General features: G+C 63.0%; 27 protein-coding genes. 5 read left to right on the top strand and 22 right to left on the bottom strand.

The features are described from left to right. Position 1: 1 nt before the first annotated feature. From ACX3P0_RS05625 to ACX3P0_RS05610, 4 genes are all read right to left on the bottom strand, one after another. Entirely contained in the window at positions 2 to 946 is a 945-nt protein-coding gene (locus ACX3P0_RS05625; RefSeq protein ID WP_459080546.1) for a heme o synthase, read from the bottom strand. 84 nt (positions 947 to 1,030) lie between these two features. Then, positions 1,031 to 2,683 (bottom strand): cytochrome c oxidase subunit I, encoded by a 1,653-nt coding sequence (gene ctaD / locus ACX3P0_RS05620; protein WP_459080547.1) that lies wholly within the window; start codon positions 2,681 to 2,683, stop codon positions 1,031 to 1,033. Positions 2,684 to 2,721: 38 nt separating this feature from the next. Next, positions 2,722 to 3,588: a cytochrome c oxidase subunit II gene (gene coxB / locus ACX3P0_RS05615; RefSeq protein ID WP_459087149.1), complete on the bottom strand. Its 867-nt coding sequence runs from the start codon at positions 3,586 to 3,588 to the stop codon at positions 2,722 to 2,724. Positions 3,589 to 3,593: 5 nt separating this feature from the next. Next, positions 3,594 to 4,007, bottom strand: coding sequence for a hypothetical protein (locus ACX3P0_RS05610; RefSeq protein WP_459087876.1), 414 nt, complete (start codon positions 4,005 to 4,007; stop codon positions 3,594 to 3,596). Between ACX3P0_RS05610 and ACX3P0_RS05605 the strand changes: the two genes are divergently transcribed. Both ACX3P0_RS05605 and tldD read left to right on the top strand, forming a co-directional pair. Then, complete coding sequence (locus ACX3P0_RS05605; protein ID WP_459080549.1) at positions 3,970 to 4,485, top strand: invasion associated locus B family protein; 516 nt, start codon at positions 3,970 to 3,972, stop codon at positions 4,483 to 4,485. The two genes, ACX3P0_RS05610 and ACX3P0_RS05605, sit on opposite strands and share 38 nt — an antisense overlap. Positions 4,486 to 4,565: 80 nt before the next feature. After that, positions 4,566 to 5,978 (top strand): metalloprotease TldD, encoded by a 1,413-nt coding sequence (gene tldD, locus ACX3P0_RS05600; RefSeq protein WP_459087147.1) that lies wholly within the window; start codon positions 4,566 to 4,568, stop codon positions 5,976 to 5,978. 1 nt (position 5,979) lies between these two features. On the opposite strand, the gene ACX3P0_RS05595 is transcribed toward tldD, so the two are convergent. The 11 genes from ACX3P0_RS05595 to aroC all read right to left on the bottom strand — a co-directional run bounded on the left by ACX3P0_RS05595 (position 5,980) and on the right by aroC (position 16,175). Next, a complete protein-coding gene (locus ACX3P0_RS05595; protein ID WP_459087145.1) occupies positions 5,980 to 6,495 on the bottom strand; it encodes an RES family NAD+ phosphorylase in 516 nt (171 codons plus the stop codon). Further along, positions 6,488 to 6,859 (bottom strand): antitoxin Xre/MbcA/ParS toxin-binding domain-containing protein, encoded by a 372-nt coding sequence (locus ACX3P0_RS05590; RefSeq protein ID WP_459087143.1) that lies wholly within the window; start codon positions 6,857 to 6,859, stop codon positions 6,488 to 6,490. Before ACX3P0_RS05590 ends, ACX3P0_RS05595 begins: the two co-directional genes overlap by 8 nt. Positions 6,860 to 7,100: 241 nt before the next feature. Then, the gene (locus ACX3P0_RS05585; protein WP_459087142.1) at positions 7,101 to 8,342 is read right to left on the bottom strand and encodes a class I SAM-dependent RNA methyltransferase; all 1,242 of its coding nucleotides are present in this window, start codon (positions 8,340 to 8,342) and stop codon (positions 7,101 to 7,103) included. Beyond that, positions 8,339 to 9,103 (bottom strand): TlyA family RNA methyltransferase, encoded by a 765-nt coding sequence (locus ACX3P0_RS05580; RefSeq protein WP_459087140.1) that lies wholly within the window; start codon positions 9,101 to 9,103, stop codon positions 8,339 to 8,341. Before ACX3P0_RS05580 ends, ACX3P0_RS05585 begins: the two co-directional genes overlap by 4 nt. A 60-nt stretch (positions 9,104 to 9,163) precedes the next feature. Next, positions 9,164 to 9,448: a hypothetical protein gene (locus ACX3P0_RS05575; RefSeq protein ID WP_459087138.1), complete on the bottom strand. Its 285-nt coding sequence runs from the start codon at positions 9,446 to 9,448 to the stop codon at positions 9,164 to 9,166. 148 nt (positions 9,449 to 9,596) lie between these two features. Further along, positions 9,597 to 11,510: a 1-deoxy-D-xylulose-5-phosphate synthase gene (dxs, locus tag ACX3P0_RS05570; protein WP_459087136.1), complete on the bottom strand. Its 1,914-nt coding sequence runs from the start codon at positions 11,508 to 11,510 to the stop codon at positions 9,597 to 9,599. A gap of 82 nt (positions 11,511 to 11,592) precedes the next feature. Then, entirely contained in the window at positions 11,593 to 12,513 is a 921-nt protein-coding gene (locus ACX3P0_RS05565; RefSeq protein WP_459087134.1) for a pirin family protein, read from the bottom strand. Between the two features lie 89 nt (positions 12,514 to 12,602). Further along, the gene (locus ACX3P0_RS05560; protein ID WP_459087133.1) at positions 12,603 to 12,854 is read right to left on the bottom strand and encodes an exodeoxyribonuclease VII small subunit; all 252 of its coding nucleotides are present in this window, start codon (positions 12,852 to 12,854) and stop codon (positions 12,603 to 12,605) included. A 2-nt stretch (positions 12,855 to 12,856) separates the two neighbouring features. Further along, on the bottom strand, positions 12,857 to 13,783 hold the full coding sequence (locus ACX3P0_RS05555) for a histone deacetylase family protein (RefSeq protein ID WP_459087131.1): 927 nt from the start codon (positions 13,781 to 13,783) through the stop codon (positions 12,857 to 12,859). Positions 13,784 to 13,869: 86 nt separating this feature from the next. Next, the gene (gene ribB, locus ACX3P0_RS05550; protein WP_459080561.1) at positions 13,870 to 14,967 is read right to left on the bottom strand and encodes a 3,4-dihydroxy-2-butanone-4-phosphate synthase; all 1,098 of its coding nucleotides are present in this window, start codon (positions 14,965 to 14,967) and stop codon (positions 13,870 to 13,872) included. Between the two features lie 107 nt (positions 14,968 to 15,074). Next, positions 15,075 to 16,175, bottom strand: a complete 1,101-nt coding sequence (aroC, locus tag ACX3P0_RS05545; protein ID WP_459080562.1) for a chorismate synthase — start codon at positions 16,173 to 16,175, stop codon at positions 15,075 to 15,077. 184 nt (positions 16,176 to 16,359) lie between these two features. On the opposite strand from aroC, the gene ACX3P0_RS05540 reads away from it, so the two are divergent. Beyond that, a complete protein-coding gene (locus tag ACX3P0_RS05540; RefSeq protein WP_459080563.1) occupies positions 16,360 to 16,638 on the top strand; it encodes a DUF1344 domain-containing protein in 279 nt (92 codons plus the stop codon). Positions 16,639 to 16,656: 18 nt separating this feature from the next. Here ACX3P0_RS05540 and ACX3P0_RS05535 read toward each other — a convergent pair whose 3' ends face one another. The 4 genes from ACX3P0_RS05535 to ACX3P0_RS05520 form a co-directional block, all read right to left on the bottom strand. After that, a complete protein-coding gene (locus ACX3P0_RS05535; RefSeq protein WP_459087129.1) occupies positions 16,657 to 17,244 on the bottom strand; it encodes a histidine phosphatase family protein in 588 nt (195 codons plus the stop codon). A gap of 36 nt (positions 17,245 to 17,280) precedes the next feature. Continuing rightward, on the bottom strand, positions 17,281 to 18,099 hold the full coding sequence (gene fabI, locus ACX3P0_RS05530) for an enoyl-ACP reductase FabI (RefSeq protein ID WP_459080565.1): 819 nt from the start codon (positions 18,097 to 18,099) through the stop codon (positions 17,281 to 17,283). 82 nt (positions 18,100 to 18,181) lie between these two features. Beyond that, complete coding sequence (locus tag ACX3P0_RS05525) at positions 18,182 to 19,114, bottom strand: DnaJ C-terminal domain-containing protein (RefSeq protein WP_459087127.1); 933 nt, start codon at positions 19,112 to 19,114, stop codon at positions 18,182 to 18,184. Positions 19,115 to 19,210: 96 nt separating this feature from the next. Then, positions 19,211 to 19,672, bottom strand: coding sequence for an RT0821/Lpp0805 family surface protein (locus ACX3P0_RS05520; RefSeq protein ID WP_459087125.1), 462 nt, complete (start codon positions 19,670 to 19,672; stop codon positions 19,211 to 19,213). Positions 19,673 to 19,711: 39 nt separating this feature from the next. Here ACX3P0_RS05520 and pdxH point away from each other — a divergent pair, with 39 nt between their 5' ends. Beyond that, a complete protein-coding gene (gene pdxH, locus ACX3P0_RS05515; RefSeq protein WP_459087123.1) occupies positions 19,712 to 20,329 on the top strand; it encodes a pyridoxamine 5'-phosphate oxidase in 618 nt (205 codons plus the stop codon). 27 nt (positions 20,330 to 20,356) lie between these two features. Here pdxH and ACX3P0_RS05510 read toward each other — a convergent pair whose 3' ends face one another. Beyond that, positions 20,357 to 21,130, bottom strand: coding sequence for a crotonase/enoyl-CoA hydratase family protein (locus ACX3P0_RS05510; RefSeq protein WP_459087121.1), 774 nt, complete (start codon positions 21,128 to 21,130; stop codon positions 20,357 to 20,359). 20 nt (positions 21,131 to 21,150) lie between these two features. Continuing rightward, positions 21,151 to 22,926: an acyl-CoA dehydrogenase gene (locus tag ACX3P0_RS05505; RefSeq protein WP_459087119.1), complete on the bottom strand. Its 1,776-nt coding sequence runs from the start codon at positions 22,924 to 22,926 to the stop codon at positions 21,151 to 21,153. A gap of 247 nt (positions 22,927 to 23,173) precedes the next feature. On the opposite strand from ACX3P0_RS05505, the gene ACX3P0_RS05500 reads away from it, so the two are divergent. Further along, entirely contained in the window at positions 23,174 to 24,328 is a 1,155-nt protein-coding gene (locus tag ACX3P0_RS05500) for a glycoside hydrolase family 25 protein (RefSeq protein WP_459087117.1), read from the top strand. Here the strand turns inward: ACX3P0_RS05500 and purD are convergent. Continuing rightward, positions 24,325 to 25,605 (bottom strand): phosphoribosylamine--glycine ligase, encoded by a 1,281-nt coding sequence (gene purD / locus ACX3P0_RS05495; protein WP_459087115.1) that lies wholly within the window; start codon positions 25,603 to 25,605, stop codon positions 24,325 to 24,327. The genes ACX3P0_RS05500 and purD overlap by 4 nt on opposite strands. Positions 25,606 to 25,616: the final 11 nt, after the last annotated feature.

Here is a 25,616-nt window from a genome sequence, read left to right as displayed (position 1 = left end):
ATCATGCAACGCCCATGGTCAGGGCGCGCGCGACCACGGCGTCGACCAGATAAGCGGCGAAGACGGCAAAGAGGTACAGCAGCGAGTAACCGAACAGCGCCTTGGCCGGCTTCATGACCCGGTCCGATTCCGGCATCCGCAGGACGGCCCAGGAATACCAGACGAAGCCTACGCCCAGCAGGCCCGCGACGATGCCGTAGGCGATGCTGGCGTAACCGAGGAACGAAGGCAGCACCGCAACCGGCGCCAGCACCAGCGCGTAGGCGAAAATCTGGCGCTTGGTCGACGCCTCGCCGGCGACGTTCGGCATCATCGGGATGCCGACGCGGCCGTAATCGTCCGCCTTGAACAAGGCCAGCGCCCAGAAGTGCGGCGGCGTCCACAGGAAGATGATCAGGAACAGGACGATGCTTTCGAGGCTGACCGATCCGGTGATCGCAGCCCAGCCGATGACCGGCGGGATAGCGCCGGCGGCGCCGCCGATGACGATGTTTTGCGGCGTCGAGCGCTTCAGCCACATCGTATAGACGACGGCGTAGAAGAAGATGGTGAAGGCCAGCAGCGAGGCCGACAGCCAGTTGACGAGGACGCCCAGCGTCATCACCGAAAGCGCCGACAGGATCAGGCCGAAGGTCAGCGCCTCGCCGGGGCGAACGCGGCCCGAGGGAACGGGGCGATTGGCCGTGCGCGTCATCACGGCGTCGATATCGGCATCGTACCACATATTGAGCGAGCCGGATGCGCCAGCACCTATCGCGATGGCCAGGATTGCGATGATGGCCAGCAGCGGATTGATGGTGGCGGGCGCCGCCACCATGCCGACAAAAGCCGTAAATACCACCAGAGACATGACGCGCGGCTTCAGCAACGCGAAGAAATCGCCCGCCGTCGCCTCCGAGACGCGGAAGGCCGCATCGTCAATGTGCGTTTCGTCGATCAGGGCCATATCTACTCAAAAACTCCGGTCATTCTGTTGTTCACAGCCGCCGATCTGGCGGCGGCTGTGAATTACCTTGCTGCTAGCATCAGTTCACTTGATGCGGGGCAACTGCTCCCACTGGTGATGAGGCGGCGGCGAAGGCAACTGCCATTCCAGCGTCGTCGCACCCTCGCCCCAGGGATTGGCCCCGGCAATGCGCTTCTTCGCGAACGCCTCGAACACGCCGACCAGGAAGATCAGGACGGCGAACGCCGAGATGTAGGAGCCGTAGGAGGAAACCAGGTTCCATCCCGCAAACGCATCCGGATAGTCGATATAGCGGCGCGGCATGCCCGACAGGCCGAGGAAATGCTGCGGGAAGAAGAGCAGGTTCACGCCGATGAACGTCACCCAGAAATGGGTCCGCGCGATCAGCGGCGAATACATGTAGCCGCTCATCTTCGGGAACCAGTAATACCAGCCGGCAAAGATGGCGAACACCGAGCCGAGCGACATCACATAGTGGAAGTGAGCGACGACATAGTAGGTGTCGTGCACCGAGCGGTCGAAACCTGCGTTGGCAAGCTGGACGCCGGTGACGCCGCCGACCGTGAACAGGAAGACGAAAGCGATCGCCCACAGCATCGGCGTGCGGAGCGTGACCGAGCCGCCCCACATGGTCGCGATCCACGAGAAGATCTTGACGCCGGTCGGCACCGCGATGACCATCGTGGCGAAGACGAAATAACGCTGCGTGTCGAGCGACAGGCCGGTGGTGAACATATGGTGCGCCCACACCACGAAGCCGACAGCGCCGATCGCGACCATGGCGTAGGCCATGCCGAGATAACCGAAGATCGGCTTCTTGGAAAAGGTCGAGATGATGTGGCTGACGATGCCGAAGCCCGGCAGGATCAGGATGTAGACTTCCGGATGGCCGAAGAACCAGAACAGGTGCTGGAACAGGATCGGATCGCCGCCGCCGTCCGGCGTGAAGAAGGTGGTGCCGAAGTTGCGATCGGTGAGCAGCATGGTGATGCCGCCCGCCAGAACCGGCAGGGACAGCAGCAACAGGAAGGCGGTGATCAGCACGGACCACGCAAACAGCGGCGTCTTGTGCATCGTCATGCCGGGCGCGCGCATGTTGAAGATCGTGGTGATGAAGTTGATGGCGCCAAGGATGGAGGAAGCGCCGGCGATGTGGATGGACAGGATCGCCAGATCCATCGCCGGTCCGGGCTGACCTGAGGTCGAGAACGGCGGATACATCGTCCATCCGCCGCCGACGCCGTATGCGCCTGGCGCGCTTGGCACGAAAAGCGAGACGATAAGCAGGAGCAACGCGGGCGGCAGCAGCCAGAACGAGATGTTGTTCATGCGCGGGAACGCCATGTCCGGTGCGCCGATCATGATCGGCACCATCCAGTTGGCGAAGCCGCCGATCAGAGCCGGCATGACCATGAAGAAGATCATGATCAGGGCATGCATCGTGGTGAACGCGTTGTACATGCTGCGACCGCCGTCGATGGCGGCATCACCGTTCATGCCATAGACCATCTCGGCCAGGCCGGTGAATATCTGGACACCGGGATGCGCAAGCTCCATGCGCATCACCACCGACAGGAAGCCGCCAAGGCAACCCGCGATGATCGCAAAGATCAGGTACAGCGTACCGATATCCTTGTGGTTGGTCGAATAGACCCAGCGGACCCAGCCGCTAAGCGGCTTATGGCCGTGATCGTCGTGAGCTGCAGCATGCGCCATGTTCGGCTCCGTTCCCTGATCTTTATCTGGCTGCGGCATCAGTTGCCGGCGGCCGCTACCTTGTTCGCGCTGTCGACCGCAGCCATCAGCGCCTTGTTGGCGCCGGGCAGGTCCGTCCTGGCAGCAGCCAGCCAGCTCTCGTACTGAGAGTCGGTGACGACGCGGATGGCAATCGGCATGAAGGCATGGTTCTGGCCGCACAATTCGGAGCACTGGCCGTAATAGAGGCCTTCCTTCTCGGCCTTGAACCAGATTTCATTGGTGCGGCCGGGAACCGCATCGGTCTTGATGCCGAAGGCCGGCATGGCGAAGGCATGGATGACGTCCGTTGCCGTCACCAGCACGCGGGTCGTCGTGTTCACGGGAACGACCATCTCATGGTCGACAGCCAGAAGGCGCGGATAGACCTTCTTGTCTTCCTTGCCGAGCCCGGCACGGTCGGCGTCCTCGATCATGGCGGAGTTGAACGAAAGCGGCTGGTCGACCTGATACTCGTAGTCCCAGTTCCACTGGTTGCCGGTAGCCTTGACGGTAAGCTTCGGCTCCTCCGGCGGCGTGTACTGCGCGGTGAGCAACTGGAACGACGGAATGGCGATGCACAGCAGCACGAGAACCGGACCGACCGTCCAGATAACCTCGATCAGCGTGTTGTGGCTGGTGCGTGACGCGACCGGATTGACGCTCGCGCGGAACTTGATGATGCAATAGGCGAGCAACACCAGCACCAGCAGCGTGATAGGCCCGATGAACCAGAGCGTATAATGCTCGAACCAGGTGATCTGGCGCATGATCTCGGTCGCCGCCGGCTGGAAATTCATTTCCCAGGGCTGAGGCTGGGCCGCATGGGCGGCGGCTGATGCCAAAAGCGTTGCCGCGGCGCCAACGCCCGCCAGAAATGTTTTCATCGCTTTCATCGTTTCCCCCGCGATAACCCGCAAGCTACTGGAACAATGCCGGAAAGAGAATCCCCGGGCACATTGAGTTTCGGTTCAAACCATACTCTATTTCCCTCTGCAAGAAAGGAGCAGTCCAACCCATGCGGCATTTTTGCGCGCGCCGCCCGTGATATAGCCATTGCCCGACATAAACAACGCACCGAATCCTGCGCAAAGCGCCTGCCGGCATTCTGCAGCAGCGGCGGCTTCGCGCCATTTTCGGTCCCAGCGGCGCAAATAGAGCGGGAAAACCGCATTATCGCCGCAGTCGGGGCCAATTGAGCGACGCCGCGTTCTTTTACTTGGCTTTGGCACAGCTTAAAGTGGCGTGATTCGCGCAATGGAGCCGTCATGAACTCTTGGCTTTCGAGAACCTTGGCGAAGGTCATCTTTCTCGCCGCCTCGCTATGTGTCGGGCAGGCTTTCGCCGCCCAGCCGAGCGGCACGGTGAAATCGACGCATGGCGCCTGGTCGATCATCTGCGATACGCCGGCCGGGGCTACCTCCGAGCAATGCGTGATGATGCAGAACGTCGTCGCCGAGGACCGCCCGGAGATGGGCCTTTCCGTCGTCGTGCTGCGCACCGCCGACAACAAGGCCGAAATCCTGCGCGTGCTGGCCCCGCTCGGCGTGCTGCTGCCGAACGGGCTTGGCCTCAATGTCGACGGCAAGGACATCGGCCGCGCCTATTTCGTGCGCTGTTTCCAGGACGGCTGCTATGCCGAGGTCATCCTCGAAAAGCCGCTGCTCGACACGCTGAAGACCGGCAAGGCCGCCACCTTCATCGTCTTCCAGACACCGGAAGAAGGCATCGGCATCCCGGTCGACCTCAAGGGCTTTGCCGACGGTTTTGCCGCCCTGCCCTGATCTGACTCAGATCTAACATTGCCGAACAGCCGCCGCGCGCCTACATCGGGAAAACTGCTTTCCTCGAAGTGAGACGCGCCATGACCAGCCTGATCGGCCAATTCGACATTTCCGACGATCGCATCAAGCAGATCGTCGCCGACACCATAAAGGGCGCAGACGACGGCGAACTGTTCGTCGAATACAGCGAAAGCGAAGCGCTGATGTTCGACAATGGCAAGCTGAAGACGGCCAATTTCAACACCGACCAGGGTTTTGGCCTGCGCGCCGTGGCGGGCGAAGCCAGCGGTTACGCGCATTCGAGCGATCTTTCCGAAGCGGCTCTGCTGCGCGCTTCCGATGCGGTTTCGGCGGTCAAGGGTGGCTATTCCGGCCAGCTTGCGGCAGCGCCCGCCCGCACCAACCGCCACCTCTACAGCGACGAGAACCCGATCCCCTCGCCTTCCTTCGAGGTCAAGGCGAAGCTGTTGCAGGAAATCGACGCTTATCTGCGCGCCGAGGATTCTCGCGTGCGGCAGGTGACGGCCTCGCTGGCTTCGTCGTGGCAGCATGTGGAAATCCTGCGCGCCGACGGGCAGATGGCAAGCGACATCCGGCCGCTGGTGCGCATGAACGTTTCCGTCGTCGTCGGCGATGGCGGCCGCCAGGAATCGGGCTCTTATGGCATGGGCGGCCGCAAGGCCTTTGGCGAGTTCCTGATCGAGGAAAGCTGGAAGCACGCCGCCAAGGAAGCGCTGCGTCAGGCGCTAGTCAATCTGGAAGCCATCCCCGCACCCGCCGGCACATTCGATATCGTCCTTTCCAGCGGCTGGCCGGGCGTCATGCTGCATGAAGCGGTCGGCCACGGGCTGGAAGGCGACTTCAACCGCAAGAAGACTTCCGCCTTTGCCGGGCTGTTGGGTCAACAGGTGGCGGCCAAGGGCGTCACCGTGGTCGATGACGGCACCATGCCCGAGCGGCGCGGCTCTCTCACCATCGACGACGAAGGCACACCCTCGGCCCGCAATGTACTGATCGAGGACGGCAAGCTGGTCGGCTACATGCAGGACCGCCAGAACGCCCGGCTGATGGGCATGAAGGCGACCGGCAACGGCCGGCGCGAAGGCTATGCCCACCAGCCGATGCCACGCATGACCAACACCTACATGACCGGCGGCGACATGGAGCCGGACGAGATCATCGCATCGGTCAAGAACGGCATCTATGCCGTTTCGTTCGGCGGCGGCCAGGTCGATATCACGTCGGGCAAATTCGTGTTCGGCTGCACCGAGGCCTACATGATCGAAAACGGCAAGGTGACGCAGCCGATCAAGGGCGCGATGCTGATCGGCAACGGACCGGACGCCATGCACCGCGTTTCCATGATCGGCAACGACATGAAGCTCGACACCGGCATCGGCATGTGCGGCAAGGCCGGCCAGGGCGTGCCGGTCGGCGTCGGCCAGCCGCATCTGCGCATGAACCAGATGACGGTGGGCGGTACGCGGGTTTAGCCTAAAGCCACGACGCGGGCGTTTTTGGCAGGCGGTGATCGGGATCGATCACGTCGAGGCGTGGCGCATCCTTTTCGTTCCAGCGCCACAGGGCAACGCAACTACCGCCGGGCGACATGAAGGACGGATAGATCACGCCGTGCCAACCCTTGCGCAGCAGGCGTTTTGCCAGCGCATGGGTCTCGGGCGTCGCGCCGCGATCCATGGCATCGCGCCATTCGCAGCGGTGGATCGCTTCCGTCACGCCGAACTCGGCCAACGTGGCTTCATCCGTCAGGTCGGCCAGCTTTTTCGCGCCTGACAGCTTCAGCTTGGCGATCAGCGCCGGATGCTGGACGAACCCCTGATTATATTCGGCCCATGCGGTGGACAGTTCGCGCGCGGCGTAGATGGCCGGCGCGCCGACCGGGTTCCATCGACCGCCGAAGCGGGCAGCCCCCTGGCCCGACAACGGCAGATGCGCCCAGCGCGGCACGAAAGCCCGCCACAGGTCGAGATCGGACGAACCGTCAGGCATAGACGCCGGAGCGGACTGCCTCCAGATAGGCAAGCACCTTGTCGGCCTTGCCCTCATGCACCAGATCAAAGGCGGTCTTGCCCGCCCAGCCGGGAATGGGCTGGTGCTTGAACCAGATCGCGGCGCGCTGCTCGTCGCCGGCCATTTCGCCCGCCATCGCCAATATCCGCACGACCGGGCTCAACGCGGCATCGACCTTGCGCGCGCCGGCCTTGGCGGCCAGCGTATTGCGGGCAACGCCGATCAAGCCGGCGAGTTCGGAAAGCGTGACACCCAGCAGTTCGGCCACGCGCCGCGCCGACAGGAAGGGAGCCTGAGCCTCGCCAAAGCGCGAGACAGGAATTTCAAGGGCCGCGAAAGTCATTTGGTCATCCTCCTTGCATGATTTGACAACCTTCAGTCAAAATAGGCGCAATGCATGCGCAATTCAAGCACCCCTCTCCGCCGCTCTTCGCACGCCACCTCTCCCCGCAAGCGGGGCGAGGAACCGCTGCCGCAAAGCTCCGCGCCGCTCCAACTTGGGTTCCTCGCCCTCACGAAGTGGGGAGAGGTGGCGCGCGAAGCGCGACGGAGAGGGGGAGAACCGAGACCCGAGTTCGCGTCCCTCACCGCCTTTTTCGCGGCTTCTCCAGCAGCGCAACCGTCTCGACATGCGGCGACCACAGGAACTGGTCGATGGGGGTGACGCTTTTCAGGCTGTAGCCGCCGTCGAGCAGGATGCGTAGGTCGCGCGCCAGCGTCACCGGGTTGCAGGACACGGCAGCGACGTACGGGACATCCGAGCGCGCGATCTGCTTCGATTGATCCTCCGCCCCGGCGCGCGGCGGATCGAACACCAGTCCATCGAACAGATTGAGTTCCTTGAAGGTCAGCGGCCGCCGGAACAGATCGCGGCGCTCGTTTGTGACCCGCTTGAGGCCTGCGGCGAAGCGGAAACCGTGGTCCAGTGCTGCGAGTGCCGCCGCGTCGCCTTCAACGGCGTGAACCTCCGACTTCGAGGCGAGACGCAGCGCGAAGCTGCCGCAGCCGGCGAAAAGATCGGTGACTTTTTTGGCGCGAGACAGATGTTTGGCGACGATGGAAGCCATTTCCTGTTCGGCTCCTTGCGTTGCCTGCAGGAACGCGCCCGATGGCAAATTGACCGACACTTCGCCGAACAACACCGCCGGCTTCAGCGGCTCGATGACGATTTCGCCGTCGATGGTCAGCCGGGCGAATTTCTGGGCGATGACGAAATTGGCGGCGATGCGGCGCTGGTGCTCGCCCAGTTTTCCGGAATCCTGCGCCGCTATGTCGAGACCGGAGGTAGTCGCCGTCACCGTCATGTGGAAGGATTTTGTCGTGGCGCAGATCAGCGTGGCCAGCGCCTTCAACTGGTCAAGCACGCCAACGATTTCCGGCACTGAAATCGGGCATTCGGTGATGGTAATCACTTCGCTGGACAGCGCGCGGACGAAGCCGAACTGCATATCCGTCTCGCTCTTGCGGGCGGTGAAGACGACGCGGCGGCGGCTATGCGGTTCGCAAGGGATAATCGCGCCGATTTCGGTGTCGATGCCCTTCATCTTCAGCGCGTGCCCGACCTTGGCCCGCTTCCACTCCAGATAGGCTTGCGCCTCCAGATGCTGCACGGCGCAGCCGCCGCATTCGGTGAAGTGGCGGCAGGCGGGCTCGATGCGCAGCGGCGAAGGCTCGATCACCGCCATCAGCGTGGCGCGGTCCTTTTCGCGCGCGGCGTTGACCGTTTCGCCCGGCAGCGCGAACGGGATGAACACATCGCCCTTGTCGGTTTCGGCAATGCCGTCGCCCTGCGAGCCCAGTTTTTCGATGATGAATCGCGCGGTCATCGCGTCTTTTCTCCGGCAAGCAGGAATTCGCGGTTGCCGTCGCCGCCTTCGATGGGGGATGGGCAAAGCCCGAGCGCGCGCCAGCCCGGCACGGCATCGAGCCAGTCGCGCAGTTCTTCGGCGACGCGCCCGGCGTCGTCGGGGTTTTTCAGCAAGCCGCCCTTGCCGATGGCCTCGCGTCCGGCCTCGAATTGCGGCTTGACCAAAAGCACCGCTTTCGCGCCCAGCCTGGCCAGGCCAAGTGCCGGCGGCAGCGCCAGTTTCAGCGAAATGAAGCTGACATCGGACACGATGAAATCAGGAATTTTGCCGGCAAGATCGGCAAGCGATAGATCGCGGGCGTTCAGGCCCTCGATAGAGGTCACGCGTGGATTGCCGGAAATTTTCGGGTGAATCTGGCCATGTCCGACATCGATGGCGGTTACATGCACCGCACCACGCTCCAAAAGCACCTGCGTGAACCCGCCGGTCGAAGCGCCGATATCGAGCGCGTGGCTACCTTCGGGGTTGAGGCCGAAGTGATCCAGCCCGGCAATCAGCTTCAGCGCCGCGCGCGAGACGTAAGCTTGGGCCGGATCGTCAACGGTGATGGAGGCTTGCGGAGACACGCCATGCCCCGGCTTGCGTACGACAGCGCCGCCGACAAGGACGGTGCCGCGCTCGATGGCGTCGCGGGCCCGCGAGCGGCTGGCAAACAGCCCCCGGCCGACGAGCAGTTCGTCGAGCCGCTGGCGCTGGCTGGCTGGCTGGGGTGAATTCATTGGCCTTCATTGACGAATGCCGGCCGGTAACGCAAGCCCACCCCTCAAGGAGACCCGCCGTCAGAATGCGGTGATGGAAGGCGAAGCGCTGGCTGGCGGTGGAGAACCCTGGCTCACACCGCCGGCAGGATGGTCGCCCGCATCATTCACCGTGCGGCGCGCGTCACCTTTCCGCACGACCAGTTGCACTTTCTGCTTGTAGGTAAAACCACCGCGAATATCGCCGATCTTGCTGGCGACGATGGCCATCGCCGCTTTTTCCAGATTGCGATCGTAGCGCATCTCGGCGACGGCCGGCACTGTGGCAACGACCAGCATGGCCGCTGCGCCCAGTATCTTGTTCATTTCTTATTGCTCCCTGCCGGATGAACCCTAGCAGGCGAGCTTTGAAAAAAGGACCAAGAGAGACGGTAAGCAAAGCCCCAAAAGACAGGCTGAACAACGGGTTACGATAACCCGCCGCATTTTTGATTCAAGCAGCTAAGGTTTTGATTCAGGCGCGCTGCGCGTGGACGCCATGGCCGAGCGCGACAAACACGGTGCGCACGATGCCGGCGGCATCCAGCCCGGCGTCGGCCAGCATCTTTTCAGGCTTGGCATGGTCGGTGAAAGCGTCCGGCAGCACCAGGGGCCGCACCTTCAGACCATTATCGAGCAGACCCTCATGCGCCAGGAATTGCAGAACATGGCTGGCAAAGCCGCCGACCGCGCCTTCTTCGACTGTCACCAGAACCTCGTGCTCGCGGGCGAGACGGCGGATCAAATCCTCGTCAAGCGGCTTGGCGAAACGCGCATCGGCAACGGTGGTGGAAAGCCCGGCAGCGGCAAGTTCCTCGGCGGCCAGCAGGCAGTCGTGCAGCCGCGTGCCGAACGACAGCAGTGCAACCTTGGTGCCTTCCCTGACGATCCGCCCCTTGCCGATTTCGAGGATCGAGCCGCGCTCCGGCAGGTCGACGCCGACGCCGTTGCCGCGCGGATAGCGAAACGAGATCGGCCCGTCATCATAGGCGGCGGCGGTGCGCACCATGTGGCGAAGCTCGGCCTCGTCGCTCGGCGCCATCACCACGAAGCCGGGCAGCGTCGCCAGGTAGGTCGTGTCGAAAGCGCCGCAATGCGTCGCTCCGTCCGCCCCGACGAAACCGGCGCGATCGATAGGAAAGCGCACCGGCAGCCCCTGGATGGCCACGTCATGCACGACCTGGTCGTAGGCGCGTTGCAGGAAGGTAGAATAGATCGCGGCGAAGGGCTTGTAGCCTTCCGTGGCCAGACCGGCGGCAAAGGTAACAGCATGCTGCTCGGCGATACCGACGTCAAAAGTGCGCGCGGGGAACGCCTTGCCAAACAGGTCGATCCCGGTTCCGGCGGGCATGGCCGCGGTGATGGCGACGATGCGGTCGTCCTCGCGGCCTTCCTGCACCAGGCTTTCGCCGAACACCTTGGTGTAGCTCGGCGCGTTGGCGGGGGCCTTGGCCTGCGCGCCGGTGATCACGTCGAACTTGTTGACGCCGTGGTACTTGTCACGTGCCGCCTCCGCCGGGGCATAGCCCTTGCCCTTTTGCGTCACCACATGAATCAGCACCGGACCATGGCCGTTGTCGCGGACATTCTTCAGCACCGGGATCAGATGTTCCAGATTGTGTCCGTCGATGGGGCCTATATGGAAAAAGCCCATTTCCTCGAACAGCGTGCCGCCGGTGACGTAGCCGCGCGCATGCTCGACCGCGCGGGTGATGGCGCGGTCGACCTTCTTGCCGAGATAGGAGGTCAGTTTCTTGCCGACATCGCGAATGCCGCGATAGGTCTTGCCGGAAGCCATGCGCGCCAGATAGGCGCTCATGGCGCCGGTTGGCGGAGCAATCGACATGTCGTTGTCGTTGAGGATGACGATCAGCCGCGCATCGAGCGCGCCGGCATTGTTGAGCGCTTCATAGGCCATGCCGGCCGACATCGCGCCATCGCCGATGACGGCAATGACATTGTTCTTGCCACCGGAAAGGTCACGCCCGACCGCCATGCCGAGGCCGGCGGAAATCGATGTCGAGGAATGGGCGGCACCGAACGGATCGTATTCGCTTTCCGCCCGCCTGGTGAAACCGGAAAGCCCGCCTTCCTGCCGCAGCGTGCGGATGCGGTCACGCCGGCCCGTCAATATCTTGTGCGGATAGGCCTGGTGGCCGACGTCCCAGATGACGCGGTCGTCCGGTGTGTTGAAAACGTAGTGCAGGGCCACCGTCAACTCGACGACGCCCAGGCCCGCGCCCAGATGCCCGCCCGTTTCCGAGACGGCATCGACGAGTTCGGCGCGCAGTTCCGATGCCAGTTGCGGCAACTGGCTTTCGGCAAGCGTGCGAAGGTCGGCCGGAATTCGGACCTTGTCGAGAAGCGGCGTGTCTGGTTTTGAACTCAATTTAGGCTGGCCTGCGGACTTTCTGTTCTCGTCCGAAGTAGGACGCCGGGCAACGGATGTAAATGCGCATCTATGCCGCGCATCATGTCTCGGGCAGCGGGATGAACTCTTCCTCGTCCCCCGGAACGATATCGAAGCGGCCGGTCTTCCACTCTTCCTTGGCCTGCTCGATCCGTTCCTTGGAAGACGACACGAAATTCCACCAGATGTAACGCTTTGTCCCCAGCGACGCACCCCCGAACAACATGAAATGCGCACCGGATTCCGACGAAACGATGATTTCGTCGCCGGGCTTGAAGACAAGCAGGCGTTCCTTGGGGAAAAAATCCCCGGAAATCGAAATCTCGCCTTCAAGCGTGTAGATGGCGCGCTCCTCGGCATTGGCGGGAATTTTTATCCGCGCGCCGGGCGCAAGCCGGATATCGGCGTAGAGCGTTTCGGACGTAGCCTTGACCGGCGAGCGCAGGCCGGAAAAATCACCGATAATAAGCCGGCCCTCGACGCCATCGGCATCAAACCGCGGCAGGTCGGTGCTGGCCGTATTGGTGAAGACCGGCGCGATCTCCTCCTTGTCGTCGGGCAGAGCCAGCCAGGTCTGAAGGCCGGAAACCGACATCGGCGCGCCGCGCAATTCCTCCGGCGTGCGCTCGGAATGGACGATGCCACGCCCGGCGGTCATCAGGTTCACGTCGCCGGGCTCGATCACCATTTCGGTGCCGAGCGAATCGCGATGCCTGATCTTGCCGTCGAACAGATAGGTGACCGTGGAAAGCCCGATATGCGGATGCGGGCGCACGTCCAGCGCCTGCCCCGCCCGAAGCAGCGCCGGCCCCATCTGATCGAAGAAGATGAACGGCCCGACCATCCGGCGCCTGGCCGTCGGCAAGGCGCGGCGCACCTGAAAGCCGTCGATGTCACGCGCATTGGGAATGACCATCAACTCGATCTGGTCGCAAGCCGAAGCGTCGCCGATATTCGGATCGTTTCCGGGAAAAAAGCTCATGGCACTATTCCGTGATGAATGGAGGTCGGGACACGCTACGCCACCATCATCAACCCATGCAGCGCAAATGTCACGACAGGCAGTCATTGCTACTCCGCGTCGAGCGGCTCCACGCCTGCCGGCTTGCCGTCGCGGGAAAGGCGAATCTTTTCAACCTTGTCTTCGGCAGACTTCAACAAGCGGTCGCAATGCGCCTTCAGCGTCTCGCCGCGCTCGTAAATGCGGATCGACTGGTCGAGCGGCACGTCGCCCCGCTCCAGATCGTCCACGATCTTCTCCAGCGCGTCGAGCGCCTGCTCGAAGCTCATCGCCTTGACGTCTTCGTTCACTTCCTCAGCCATATCTATCCCTTCATCAGCCGCGCGACATGGGCGGCAACCGAAAACGCCAGTCCCTGCAAATCATAACCGCCCTCAAGCAGGCTGACGAGCTTTCCGCCGCTATGGCGCACGGCGCGTTCCATCAACTGCCCGGTCGCCCAGTCGAAATCGTCTTCCGTCAGGTTGATCTCGGCCAGCGGATCGCGGTGATGCGCGTCGAAGCCTGCCGAAATCAGAATGAGGTCAGGCGCGAAATTGTCGAGTGCCGGAAGGACACGCGACTGAAAGGCGTCGCGGAAAAACTCGCTGCCGGTGCGCGGCTCCAGCGGCGCGTTGACGATATTGCCGGCCCCGGTTTCGTTCTTCGCGCCGGTGCCGGGATAAAGCGGCATCTGGTGCGTGGAGCAATAGAGCACGGACGGATCGTCCCAAAAGATGTCCTGCGTGCCGTTGCCGTGGTGGACATCCCAATCGACGATGGCGATGCGCTCGGCACCGTGCTTTTTCTGCGCATGACGCGCGGCGATCGCGGCGGTGTTGAACAGGCAAAAGCCCATTGCCGTGGTCTTTTCGGCATGGTGGCCGGGCGGGCGGGCGGCGACGAAGACGTTATCGGCGCGGCCTTCGAACACGTCATCGACCGCGGCATTTGCGGCACCGATTGCCGTTACCGCCGCCTGCCAGCTTTTCGGGCTGGCGGTGGTGTCGCCGTCGATGCGGGTAATGCCGGCGTCGGGAATGGCCGCGCGTATCTTCGCGACATGCGAGGCTGGATGCGCATAAAGGATAGTCGCTTCATCGCCCAGTGGCGCTTCAACGCGGTCGAGATCCTCGAAACCCTCTTCCTCCAGTGCGCGTTCGATGGCGCGCAGCCGGTCCGGGCGCTCCGGATGACCGGGTGGCGTGAGATGTTCCAGAAAGATCGGATGGGTGTAGAGCCGCGTGACCATGCCCCGATATAGGCGCGAGCAACCGCTTTGACCATCTTTGCGTCGCCGCAAAGCCCGATGGTCAACAGGCGATTGCGGCCATGTCCTCAGAGAATCTCGGTCTTGACGATGTGGATGCCGAACCCTTCGAGGCCGACATAGTGCCGCTCGCGCGAAGCAATCAGACTGATCGAGGAGATACCCAGATCCTTCAGGATTTGCGCGCCAAGCCCGATCTCGCGCCATTCGTTTTCACGGCGCAGCGCTTCCTCGTGTTCCTCGCCTTCATGCACGGGCCGCTTGCGGTCCTGGTGCGCGACACCCACCGACCCCTCGCGCAGATAGACGATGACGCCGCGCTGGCGCTCGCCCATGAGTTTCATGATCGCATCCAGCTTGTGGTCGGTGCCGAACACGTCCGTCACGACATCCTCGGGATGCAGGCGCACCGGCACTTCCTCGCCGTCGCGTATATCCCCGAAGACGACGGCCAGATGCTGCATGACATCCCATGGCAGCGTGTAGGTGAAGACCTTGGCCTTACCGCCGGGCGTGTCGATGTCGGAGCAGGCAACGCGCTCGATCAGCGTTTCCTGCCGCTGGCGGTAGGCGATGAGGTCGGCCACGGAAATCTGCTTCAGGCCATGTTCCTTGGCGAAAGCCGAGACCTGTGGGCCGCGTTTGACGGTGCCGTCGTCATTGACCAGTTCCGAGATGACGCCGACCGGGGGCAGATTGGCAAGCTTGCACAGGTCGACCGCCGCCTCGGTATGGCCGGAGCGCATCAAAACGCCGCCTTCGCGCGCGATCAGCGGGAAAATGTGGCCAGGCCGCAGAAAATCCGCGCCGCCGACATTGCCGTTGGCGAGATTGCGAACGGTCAGCGTGCGGTCTTCGGCCGAAATTCCGGTGGTGGTGCCGTGCTTGAAATCGACGCTGACGGTAAAGGCGGTGGTGTGGGCCGAATCGTTGTCGGCAACCATCGGCGCCAGATTGAGCCGCTTGGCTTCCGCGCGTGGCATCGGCGCGCAGACGATGCCGGAGGTATGGCGCACCATGAAGGCCATCTTTTCGGGCGTGCAATGGACGGCGGCCACGATCAGATCGCCTTCGTTCTCGCGCCCGTCATCGTCCATGACCACGACCATTTCGCCCTGTTCGAATGCGCGCAGGGCTTCGACGATTTTCTTCTGGTCGTAGGACATGGCTCACTTCGCTCGCAGGGCAATAGGGGGGTAGGGCAATAAGGCAATAGGAAATTCGGGAAGGCGGGGCAAGTATCAGAGCTTACAAAGCCTACTGCCCTATTCCCCTAAATCCTTCCCGTCTGGCCGCGATGGCGCAAATAATGGTCGGCGAGCGCACAGGCAACCATGGCTTCGCCGATCGGCACGGCGCGGATGCCGACGCAGGGATCGTGCCGGCCCTTGGTGACGACGTCGACGTCGTTGCCGTCCTTGTCGATGGACTTTCGCGGGGTCAGGATCGAGGAGGTCGGCTTGACCGCGAAGCGCGCTACGATCTGCTGACCGGTCGAGATGCCGCCCAGGATGCCGCCGGCATTGTTGGACAGGAAGACAGGCTTGCCGTCATTGCCCATGCGCATTTCGTCGGCGTTTTCCTGGCCGGTGATGCGCGCCGCCTCGAAGCCGTTGCCGATCTCGACGCCCTTGACCGCGTTGATCGACATCAGATTGGAGGCGATGTCCTGGTCGAGCTTGGCGTAGATCGGCGCGCCCAGCCCCGCCGGCACGCCGTCGGCGACGATCTCGATGATCGCGCCGACCGAGGAGCCCGCCTTGCGGATGCCGTCGAGGTAATCGGCAAAGACAGGCACGGAGGCCGGATCGGGCGTGAAGAACGGGTTTTCCGCGTCATCCACGAAATTCCAGTTCCAGTTGTTCCGGTCGATGGATTTTTCGCCCATGGAAATGAGCGCGCCACGCACCACCATGCCGGGCACCACCTTGCGCGCCAATGCGCCGGCAGCGACCCGCGCGGCGGTTTCGCGCGCGGAGGAGCGGCCACCGCCGCGATGATCGCGCAGGCCGTATTTGACCTCATAGGTGTAGTCGGCGTGGCCGGGACGATATTGCCGGGCGATCTCGCCATAATCCTTGGAGCGCTGGTCGACGTTTTCGATCATCATGGACACCGGCGTTCCAGTGGTGATGAGCGTCTCGCCGTCCTCGTCCACAATGGTACCGGACAGGATTTTTACCTCATCGGGCTCGCGGCGCTGCGTGACGAAACGCGACTGGCCGGGACGCCGCTTGTCCAGTTCGGCCTGTATTTCGGCGACCGTGAAGCGGATGCCGGGCGGGCAGCCGTCGACCACGCAGCCCAATGCCGGGCCGTGGCTTTCGCCCCAGGTGGTAACGCGGAAAAGATGGCCGAACGTGTTGTGAGACATGGAAATCGAACCCTCGCCGGTCGGAGGCCGGATCGTGCCTGCCTTCTATTGGCGTTTTGGACGGGGGTCAAACTGTCGATCGATGGCCTAAGCTTTGACACATTGGATTGGTTTCTGCACTGTTTCGCCGCTTGCAAATCACCCGCCCCTGAAAATGGGGCGCACGGAAAAAAGAGGACGACAAATGCGTATCCTATCCGGGCGTACCCTGTTCGGCGCCGTTGCCGCCACATTGCTGATTTCCACCGCAGCCTTCGCGGCCCAGACCGAGGGCCTGATCAAGAAGATCGACAAGGACACCCTGACGATTACGCTGGACGACGGCAAATCCTACAAGATGAACGGCGAGACCGACATCGAATCGCTGAAGGAAGGCATGGACATCGTCATCGCCTATGATGTTACGAATGGCGTGAACGTCGTGACCGACATGGAACTGCCGGACAGCGAATCGGGCGATTAAACCATCAAACCGTGGGCTTCAAAGCCATTCCAGGTGGCCGTCCCTTAGCCGCAGCACCCGATCCTGCGGCGTATCGAGGCTGGCGGCCTTTTCCCTCGAGACTTTTTCGACCAGCCGAAACAGCGTGCGGATGACGCCGCCATGCGTTACGCAGACCGTATCGCGCGCCAGTTCCTCGAACCACGGCTTTATCCGCTCGTAGAGCATCTGGTAGCTTTCCGCGCCTTCGCCGGAAGGCCGGTAATCCCATTTGTCGAGGCTGCGCTCGCTGGAGATGCCCGGATGCCGCGCCTCAAGCTCGGCATAGGTGAAGCCCTGCCAATCGCCGAAATTCACTTCGACCAGTCTCGGATCGGTACGATAGGCCTTGGGGTCGAGGCCCATCGCCATGCGGGCGCGCTCCATCGTTTCGCACGTGCGCTTCATCGGGCTGGCGACGAAATCGAAAGCCTGCGGATCGTCGATCAATTGCGCCAGCTTATGGCCGTTTTGCGTTGCCTGCTCGCGCCCCAAAGCATTCAAATCGATGTCGGCCTGACCTTGCAGCCGGTTTTCGGCGTTCCAGTCGGTCTGGCCGTGACGCACGAAATAGACAAGCGGAGACATGGCTTCCAATCGGCACCGGTTAGAGCAGGGAGGGGATCAGTCCTTGACGGTCGAGATGTCCGGCGCATCCACCGCCTTCATGCCGACGACGTGATAGCCGGAATCGACGTGGTGGACTTCGCCGGTGACGCCGCGCGACAGGTCGGAAAGCAGATAGAGGCCGGAATCGCCGACCTCCTCGGGTGTAACCGTGCGCTTCAGCGGCGAATTGTATTCGTTCCACTTCAGGATATAGCGGAAATCGCCAATGCCCGAGGCGGCCAGCGTCTTGATCGGCCCGGCCGAAATGGCGTTGACGCGAATGCCCCTGCCGCCGAGATCGACCGCGAGATAGCGCACGCTCGCCTCGAGGGCGGCCTTAGCGACACCCATGACATTATAGTGCGGCATGACTTTTTCAGCGCCATAATAGGTCAGCGTCAGCAGCGAACCGCCATCGTTCATCAGAGGCTCGGCGCGCTTGGCGACGTCGGTGAACGAAAACACCGAAATTTCCATGGTGCGGCTGAAATTGGCGCGCGTCGTCTCGACATAGCGGCCGTCAAGCTCTTCCTTGTCGGAAAAGGCGATGGCATGGACGAGGAAATCGATCTTGCCGAAATGCGCGGCCACATCGGCGAACACCGCATCGAGGCTTTCCGGGTCGGTCACGTCGCAATGACCGGCGACATGCGCCTTGAGTTCGGCGGCGAGCGGCTCGACGCGCTTCTTGAACGCTTCGCCCTGATAGGTCAGCGCAACTTCGGCGCCGTGATCGACGCACGCCTTGGCAATGCCATAGGCGATCGACCGATTATTCGCCACGCCCAGGATAAGGCCGCGCTTGCCGGCCATAAGGCCCTGTCCACCCGCCATGTGAGCGCTCTCCATCACACATTCCAATGCGGGAGCGTATCGCACAGGCACACAGCGCCTTCAAGCACCGGGCGGGCCTTATTCAATCGTTTTGCTTGCGCAGCAACGCCTCGAGTTCGCTGTTGCCGCCTTCCGGCAGCATGATCTGGACATGGGCGTAGAGATCGGCATGGCCGCCGGTCTTGACGGGCAGGCCCCTGCCCTTGAGCCGCAGCACCTTGTCGGAGCTGGACCAGGGGGGAATGGTCAGCGCCAGCCGGCCGGACGGCGTTTCCACCGCCACCTTGGCCCCCAAAACGGCATCCTTCAGCGAAACCGGCAGGCCCGCATGCAGGTCACGACCTTCGATGCGGTAGCGCGGGTGCTTGCGGAAATGAATCTTGACCAGCGCATCGCCCGCCTTGCCGCCATAGGGCGAAGGCTCGCCCTGCCCCTTGAGGCGAATGGTCTGGCCATCCTCGACATAGGCCGGCAGCTTGACGGCAATCTTGCGGCCACCGGGAAACACGGCCGTTACTTTCGGCGAGGTCGCCGCTTCCTCGACGGTTATGTCGAGCGTAGCGGCAACATCATCGCCAGCCGGCGCCGATTGGGCATTTCCGGCCCCGGCCTGCTTCTGCTGGCCAAAGCCGCCGAATATCTGGCTGAAAATATCGCTGTTGCCGTCGAACGGGTCGCCCCCCGGCCTGCCGGAGCGAAACTCGAAATGCGACGCGCCGGGCCCTTGCTGCTGGCGGCGAAAACCGGCGAAGGGATCGCCGCCCTGCGCGCCCTCAAAACCCTGGAATTTCGGCTTGCCGTCGGCGTCGATTTCACCGCGGTCGAAGGCGGCGCGGTTCTTTTCGTCGCCGACGACCTCATAAGCCTGGTTGGCGGCGGCAAAACGGTCCTTCGCCTTGGGATCGTCCGGATTCTGGTCCGGATGATGCTTCTTGGCGAGTTTGCGGTAAGCCGATTTTATTTCCTTGGCCGAAGCGTTTTTGGCAACGCCCAGCACCTCATAGGGGTCGCGCATGTATCCCTGCCCGTCAAACCTGAAATTACAGTCGCCTTCTATATGCGTGCACCTAGGAAGAAATTCCAGTGCGTAGCGCCGCTTGCGGGCAGTTTCTTATCGGGCCGAGAAGGCTTCGAGACGCCATGCGCCGGCGGCGATCATGCACGCCTCGCCCTTGAACAGGGATACCCCGTCGAAACTTTCGCGCGATGCGGCGAAGATGCGGCAGAGCCTGCCGCCGGACTTGTCCTCGGTCAGCTGCGAGATCGAGCCGCGCGAACCAGTTTCGGAATTCGCCCAGGGAATATCCTGGCCGGCCAGCATCTCCACATCGGCGGAGGAGACGGCGTTGCGGATTGTCGCCTGATCGGCCACCAGGCTGGAATCGTCAGTTGGCGAAGCCGCCGGCACACTGCTGGTGTAGAGCGTGCGGTCGACTTCCGCCTGCTCCAGGCTGAAACCGCCGGCACCGCAACCGGAAACGACAAGAACGCCGATCAGCATACCGGCTTTCAAGCTGGCCGAAACGAAAACGCTCGCAGGCAGGCTGTCAAATGCTTGCGCTACGCGCGACAATCGGCAAACTCCCGCCAACGAATAAGATTTGAGAAAACTATGAACGACGCACCCTTAACAGATGATGACTTTACCGGGAGCACGGAGCCTTTTCGGCTGTTCGCGCAGTGGTTGGAGGACGCCACCAAGTCGGAGTTGAACGACCCCAACGGCGTGGCGCTGGCGACCGTCGACGCCGAGGGCATGCCGGACGTGCGCATGGTGCTGCTGAAGGGGTTCGATGAGCACGGCTTCGTCTTCTATACGAATTTCGAGAGCGCCAAGGGCCGCGAAATTCTGGGCAGCATGAAGGCGGCGCTATGCTTCCACTGGAAATCGCTGCGCCGGCAGGTGCGCGTGCGCGGTCCGGTCGAGATCGTCAGCGACGCGGAAGCGGACGAATATTACGCCTCGCGCCCGCGTGGCAGTCGTATCGGCGCATGGGCCTCGAAACAGTCGCGGCCGCTGGAAAGCCGCTTCGCGCTGGAAAAAGCCGTTGCCGAATATACCGCGCGCTATGCCATCGGCGCGGTTCCGCGCCCAAAGCACTGGTCCGGTTTCCGCATCGTGCCGAGCCACCTGGAATTCTGGCACGACCGCCCCTTCCGCCTGCACGACCGCGTCGTGTTCGACCGGGAGGGAACGGGAGACTGGAAGAAGACTCGGCTTTATCCGTAAGGCAGCGGCGTAAGGCCCCCTCTCTTCTCAGGGCTCCGGGGGGCTTGCCTGCCCCTTTTTCCTAGCCATGAACGCCATCAGAGCTGCGCGCGCTTCATCAGATTGCAGGCGTTCGCGAAAATGTTCGGCCTCCAGCCCGATCCGCGCCACCAGCTCGTCGCGCGGGCCGCGCATGAGGTCACGGGCGATTTTCAACGCTTCCGGCGGCTTGGCCGCGATCTGGCCGGCAGCCGCCAGCACGGAAGCCTCCAGCGAACCTTCCTCGACCACCTCGTAGATCAGTCCTGCTTGCCTGGCGCGTTCAGCCGAAAGGCCTTCGCCAAGGCCGAGCAGCGCGAACGCGCCCTGACGCCCGAGGATTTGCGGCACCAGCAGGCTGGAGCCAGCTTCCGGCACCAGCCCGAGATCGACGAAGGGCGTGCGGAACACGGTGCGCGGCGTGGCGAAGGTCAGGTCACAATGCAGGTTCAGCGTGGTGCCGATACCGACCGCGATGCCGTCGACGCCGGAAATCATCGGTTTTTGCGAGCCGGCCAGCGCCAGCAGAAAGTCCCAGACCTCATGGCCGCCCTCGCCGCCTGTCGCCATGACGAGGAAGTCGGCAAGATCGTTGCCGGCCGAAAACGAACCCGGCACGCCCAGGAAAACATGCACGCGGATCGCTGGATCGGCATCGCCTTCGGCAAGGGCCGCCGTCATCGTCGCGTACATGGCGCGTGTGAGGGCGTTCTTCTTGTCGGGTCGATTGATGCGGATGATCTGCACCGCGCCCTGCCGCTCAACGAGAATATGATCAGTCATGCTCGATACGTCCTTGCTCATCATGCCGAAATCAACGCTTTTGCCGCGGCCGCGAGGCTGGGGCCACCGCCGATGACGCGCTGTTTCAGGGCGCCGACTTCGCCCATCAGATTTTCCGCCGCGAACCTGCAAAGCGCTGCCCGCGCCTCGGATCGGTCAGCCAATGCCGCGCGCGCCAGATAGACGCAACCGGCGACCAGCGAAAAAAGCCTCAGATAGGGCGTAGCGCCGGCCAGCGCTTTTTCCATGTCGCCGGAAGCCAGCAAATCCTGAAGAAAGAGCGTCGTCTCGGACAGATCCTCCAGAGCCTGGCCGAGAAAATCCGCCGTATGCCCAAGCCCTGCGATTTCGCTGGTGCTCGTGGCGGCGGCGATGGCCTCCAACTCGTTGATATAGGCATGGACATGCGCGCCGCCGCCCAGCGGCAGTTTTCGCGTCACCAGGTCGATGGCCTGGATGCCATTGGTGCCCTCATAGATCGGGGCGATGCGCGCGTCGCGGTAGAGGATGGCCGCACCCGTTTCCTCGATGAAGCCCATGCCGCCATGCACCTGCACGCCGATGGACGCCACCTCGACGCCGACATCGGTGGAGAATGCCTTGGCCAGCGGCGTCAGGAGATTGGCGCGGTCGCGCCAATGCGCCGCCTCGTTGTCGGTGGAGGCGCGCCCCATGTCGATGGCGTGGGCGCAGGAATAGCAGATCGCGCGGGCCATCTGCGTCAGCGCCTTCATGGTCAGGAGATTGCGCTGCACGTCCGGGTGGTGGACGATCGGGGCCATGCCTTCGCCGGCAAAATCCGGCGCCTTGCCCTGACGGCGCTCATTTGCGTAGGCCAGCGCCTTCTGGGTGGCGGCTTCGGCCATGGCCATGCCCTGCGTGCCGACGGCAAGGCGGGCATTGTTCATCATCGTGAACATGCAGGCGAGGCCCTTGTTTTCCTCGCCGATCAGCCAGCCGATGGCGCCCGGCTCCGCACCGCCAAAGCCGTCGCCATAGATCATGGTGCAGGTCGGCGAAGCGTGGATGCCGAGCTTGCGCTCCAGCCCCGAACAGAACACATCGTTGCGCTTGCCCAGCGATCCGTCGTCGTTCACCAGGAATTTCGGCACCAGAAACAGCGAGATGCCGCGCGTGCCGGCAGGCGCATCGGGAAGCCGCGCCAGCACCAGATGCACGATATTGTCGGAAAAATCGTGCTCGCCATAGGTGATGAATATTTTTTGGCCGAAGATGCGGTAGGTGCCGTCACCCGCCGGCTCGGCGCGGCTACGCAAGGCGGCAAGGTCCGAACCCGCCTGCGGCTCGGTCAAGTTCATGGTGCCCATCCACTCGCCCGAAACCAGCTTGGCGAGGTATTTTTCCTTCAAGGCTTCCGAGGCGTGCTTGTCGAGCGCCTCGACCGCGCCCATGGTCAGCATCGGGCCAAGGCCGAAGGCCATCGCGGCGGAATTCCACATTTCAGTGGTCGCCATGGCCAACATGATCGGCAAGGCCTGCCCGCCATAAGCTTCGGGGCCGGACAGCGCGTTCCAGCCACCCTCGGTCCAGCGGCGGTAAAGCTCTTTCCAGCCGACCGGCATGGTAACCGCGCCATCTTTCAGCACCACGCCCTGCTCGTCGCCGATCTTGGCCAGCGGCGCGATTTCCTCGCTGGCGAAACGGCCCGCCTCGCCCAGAACCGCATCGACCAGATCCTCGCTGAGATCGCCGAAGGCTCCGGTATCGATGACCTGCTTCAAATCCGCGATCTGCTTCAGCGCGAAGCCTATTTCCTCAATGGGTGCGCGATACATGCCGCCTCCTCCTGTCTGGAACGCGTGGCCAGCATAGCCCGCAAAAGCGGCGCGGCCACCTGGCATTTCGACCACCCACCTTTTACGTAAACGTCAACTATTGTCACGCGGATTCTTTTTTCTACCTCTCCCGCCCAAGTGCTGAAAGGGGCCTGCGCTCCAGCGTATCTAATTTCAGAATCAAATCGTTAACCATGACAGTTCAGGATCGACGCGGGTTCCATGACGAGCCAGCGAGGATCGGGGTTTGAAGCTGAAGGCGCGGCATCTTTTGCGCGCGGCGATTGCCGCGATGGCGCTTTCTGCGGCCATGGCCGGCGCTGTCGCCTCGGATTTTTCCGAGCCTTGGAAGAACCCCGACCGGGCGCTGGTGCTCGACGCCTATGAGTATAATTCCATCGACTGGACGGCGCTTGCCACCGACAAGCGCATTGCCGGCTTCATCAGCAAGGCCTCGGACGGCCTTGCGCCGCCCTATTTCTGTTCCGGCGACGAGACCTCGTTCCGGCTGTGCAAGGCGCTGTGGAAACGCCATGCGGTGACGCGCGAGCTTTTTCACACGCGCAAGGTCATGGCGGGGATGCTCGGCCTCAAATGGGGCGCCTATCATCTCGCCCGGCCCGGCAATCCGGTGCAGCAGGCCGACAATTTCATCGATTTCGCCGAACCCGGCCCCGACGATCTGCTCGCGCTCGACATCGAGGAAAACGACCCCGAAAAGTGGATGTCGCTGGAAGACGCCGAGGAATTCGTGCGGCAGGTGCATCGCCGCGTCGGGCGGTTCCCGATCCTCTATACCAACGGCACGACCGCGCGGCACATCGCCGAAAACCGCGCGCGCTACCCGCTTCTGTCGCGCCTGCCGCTCTGGTATGCGCGCTACAAGCCGGAAATCGGCGTGCATTTCCCGATGGGCAACTGGGAAAGCTATGCGCTGTGGCAGTTTTCGGCGCAGGCCAATTGCGGGCGCGTGCACTGCCCCTATCGCGTTCCCGGCACGCCCAACGACATCGACGTCAACGTCGCGCCGATGGATATCGCCGAACTGCGCGAAAAATGGCCGTTCGGCGGCCTGATCGACGCACCCGCCGACACACTGGTCAGCGTACCGGTGCCGGTCGGGCGGGATGTCGGCCTGAAGGGCGATTTCACCATCACCTACGCAACGGTTGCGCCGCCGCCGAGTTTGCGGGAACTGGTCGCGACCCTCGAGCAGGACTGGAAGGGAATGCGGACCGGTTGGCGCATGGCGGCAACCTATTTTCGTACCTATGCCATTGCCGAAGCCGGGGCGGAAAAATTGGCCGGGCCACCGCCCGATCTGGTTCAATTCGCCGATGCGCCACAAGGCATCGATCCGCTACTGACCGGGTCGATCAAGGCAGCATACGGTCCCCGCTAGGCCTGCTTCGCGGCCTTTTCGCGTTCGATTGCCTGCCAGCCGATATCGCGGCGGCAAAAGCCTTGCGGCCAGTCGATCCGGTCGACGCCTTGATAGGCTTTCGCCTGCGCTTCGCTCACCGTCGCGCCCATGGCGGTGACGTTCAGTACGCGCCCGCCATTGGCGACCAGCGCGCCGCCGTTCAGCGCGGTGCCGGCATGAAATATTTCGACACCGTCGCCGGAAGCAGCGCCCCGGATGACCGAGCCTTTTTCGGGCGTGCCGGGATAGCCGTTCGCCGCCATCACCACTGTCAGCGCCGCCTCATCGCGCCAGCGCACCGACATATGCGCAAGCTGGCCATCGGCGGCGGCGTTGAGCAGCACCAGCAGATCGTCCTTCAGCCGCATCATCAAGACCTGGCATTCCGGGTCTCCGAAACGGGTATTGTATTCGATCAGCTTCGGCCCCTGATCCGTGATCATCAGGCCGGCGAACAGCACGCCGGAAAACGGCGCGCCGGCCTCTGCCATGCCGCGCATGGTGGGCAGAACGATCTCGTTCATCGTGCGCTCGATCATCTGCGGCGTCATCACGGGTGCCGGCGAATAAGCGCCCATGCCGCCGGTGTTGGGGCCGGTGTCGCCCTCGCCGACGCGCTTGTGGTCCTGCGCGGTGCCGAAAGGCAGCGCGGTGACGCCGTCGCACAGGCAAAAGAAGCTCGCTTCCTCGCCGGTCAGGAATTCTTCTACCACCACTTCCGCCCCGGCTTCGCCGAAAGAACCCTCGAAGCAAGCGTCGAGTGCGGCCAGCGCCTCGGCCAGCATCAGCGCGACGGTGACCCCCTTGCCCGCCGCCAGCCCGTCCGCCTTGATGACGATCGGTGCGCCCATTTTTTCGACATAGGTTTTGGCCGAGGCCAGATCGCCGAAGCGGCCATAGGCGGCGGTCGGGATGTCGTATTTCGCGCAAAGGTCCTTGGTGAAACCCTTCGAGCCTTCCAGTTGGGCCGCCGCCTTCGATGGGCCGAACACGCGAATATTTGCAGCGCGCAGATCGTCGGCCAGCCCCGCCACCAGCGGCGCTTCCGGCCCGACCACCACGAGATCGATCTTTTTGGCCCGGCAGAATTCAACGATCGCTGCATGGTCGGCCATATCCAGCGCCGCCAGTTCGGCTTCCTGCGCGACGCCGGGATTGCCGGGGGCGGCATAAAGCTTCGTCAGCATGGGCGACGCGGCCAGCTTCCAGGCCAGCGCATGTTCGCGGCCGCCGGAACCGAGCAGAAGAACGTTCATGGATTGCCTCA

It is taken from the genome of Mesorhizobium sp. A556 (assembly GCF_054489545.1).
The sequence above is the reverse complement of the archived record's forward strand: the minus strand, read 5'-3'. Positions and strand labels throughout refer to the sequence as shown.

Excerpts from the sequence above, each read along its gene's own strand:
- pdxH (WP_459087123.1), top strand. The coding sequence starts at position 19,712 with ATGAACGACGCACCCTTAACAGATGATGACTTTACCGGGAGCACGGAG.
- ACX3P0_RS05525 (WP_459087127.1), bottom strand. The coding sequence starts at position 19,114 with ATGCGCGACCCCTATGAGGTGCTGGGCGTTGCCAAAAACGCTTCGGCC.
- ACX3P0_RS05510 (WP_459087121.1), bottom strand. The coding sequence starts at position 21,130 with ATGACTGATCATATTCTCGTTGAGCGGCAGGGCGCGGTGCAGATCATC.
- coxB (WP_459087149.1), bottom strand. The coding sequence starts at position 3,588 with ATGAAAACATTTCTGGCGGGCGTTGGCGCCGCGGCAACGCTTTTGGCA.
- aroC (WP_459080562.1), bottom strand. The coding sequence starts at position 16,175 with ATGTCTCACAACACGTTCGGCCATCTTTTCCGCGTTACCACCTGGGGC.
- ACX3P0_RS05565 (WP_459087134.1), bottom strand. The coding sequence starts at position 12,513 with ATGAGCTTTTTTCCCGGAAACGATCCGAATATCGGCGACGCTTCGGCT.
- ACX3P0_RS05580 (WP_459087140.1), bottom strand. The coding sequence starts at position 9,103 with ATGAATTCACCCCAGCCAGCCAGCCAGCGCCAGCGGCTCGACGAACTG.
- ACX3P0_RS05560 (WP_459087133.1), bottom strand. The coding sequence starts at position 12,854 with ATGGCTGAGGAAGTGAACGAAGACGTCAAGGCGATGAGCTTCGAGCAG.
- ACX3P0_RS05535 (WP_459087129.1), bottom strand. The coding sequence starts at position 17,244 with ATGTCTCCGCTTGTCTATTTCGTGCGTCACGGCCAGACCGACTGGAAC.
- ACX3P0_RS05575 (WP_459087138.1), bottom strand. The coding sequence starts at position 9,448 with ATGAACAAGATACTGGGCGCAGCGGCCATGCTGGTCGTTGCCACAGTG.
- ctaD (WP_459080547.1), bottom strand. The coding sequence starts at position 2,683 with ATGGCGCATGCTGCAGCTCACGACGATCACGGCCATAAGCCGCTTAGC.
- ACX3P0_RS05585 (WP_459087142.1), bottom strand. The coding sequence starts at position 8,342 with ATGACCGCGCGATTCATCATCGAAAAACTGGGCTCGCAGGGCGACGGC.
- tldD (WP_459087147.1), top strand. The coding sequence starts at position 4,566 with ATGACCAGCCTGATCGGCCAATTCGACATTTCCGACGATCGCATCAAG.
- ACX3P0_RS05610 (WP_459087876.1), bottom strand. The coding sequence starts at position 4,007 with ATGACCTTCGCCAAGGTTCTCGAAAGCCAAGAGTTCATGACGGCTCCA.
- ACX3P0_RS05505 (WP_459087119.1), bottom strand. The coding sequence starts at position 22,926 with ATGTATCGCGCACCCATTGAGGAAATAGGCTTCGCGCTGAAGCAGATC.
- ACX3P0_RS05555 (WP_459087131.1), bottom strand. The coding sequence starts at position 13,783 with ATGGTCACGCGGCTCTACACCCATCCGATCTTTCTGGAACATCTCACG.
- purD (WP_459087115.1), bottom strand. The coding sequence starts at position 25,605 with ATGAACGTTCTTCTGCTCGGTTCCGGCGGCCGCGAACATGCGCTGGCC.
- ACX3P0_RS05590 (WP_459087143.1), bottom strand. The coding sequence starts at position 6,859 with ATGACTTTCGCGGCCCTTGAAATTCCTGTCTCGCGCTTTGGCGAGGCT.
- ACX3P0_RS05540 (WP_459080563.1), top strand. The coding sequence starts at position 16,360 with ATGCGTATCCTATCCGGGCGTACCCTGTTCGGCGCCGTTGCCGCCACA.
- ACX3P0_RS05595 (WP_459087145.1), bottom strand. The coding sequence starts at position 6,495 with ATGCCTGACGGTTCGTCCGATCTCGACCTGTGGCGGGCTTTCGTGCCG.
- ribB (WP_459080561.1), bottom strand. The coding sequence starts at position 14,967 with ATGTCCTACGACCAGAAGAAAATCGTCGAAGCCCTGCGCGCATTCGAA.
- ACX3P0_RS05605 (WP_459080549.1), top strand. The coding sequence starts at position 3,970 with ATGAACTCTTGGCTTTCGAGAACCTTGGCGAAGGTCATCTTTCTCGCC.
- ACX3P0_RS05625 (WP_459080546.1), bottom strand. The coding sequence starts at position 946 with ATGGCCCTGATCGACGAAACGCACATTGACGATGCGGCCTTCCGCGTC.
- fabI (WP_459080565.1), bottom strand. The coding sequence starts at position 18,099 with ATGGCGGGTGGACAGGGCCTTATGGCCGGCAAGCGCGGCCTTATCCTG.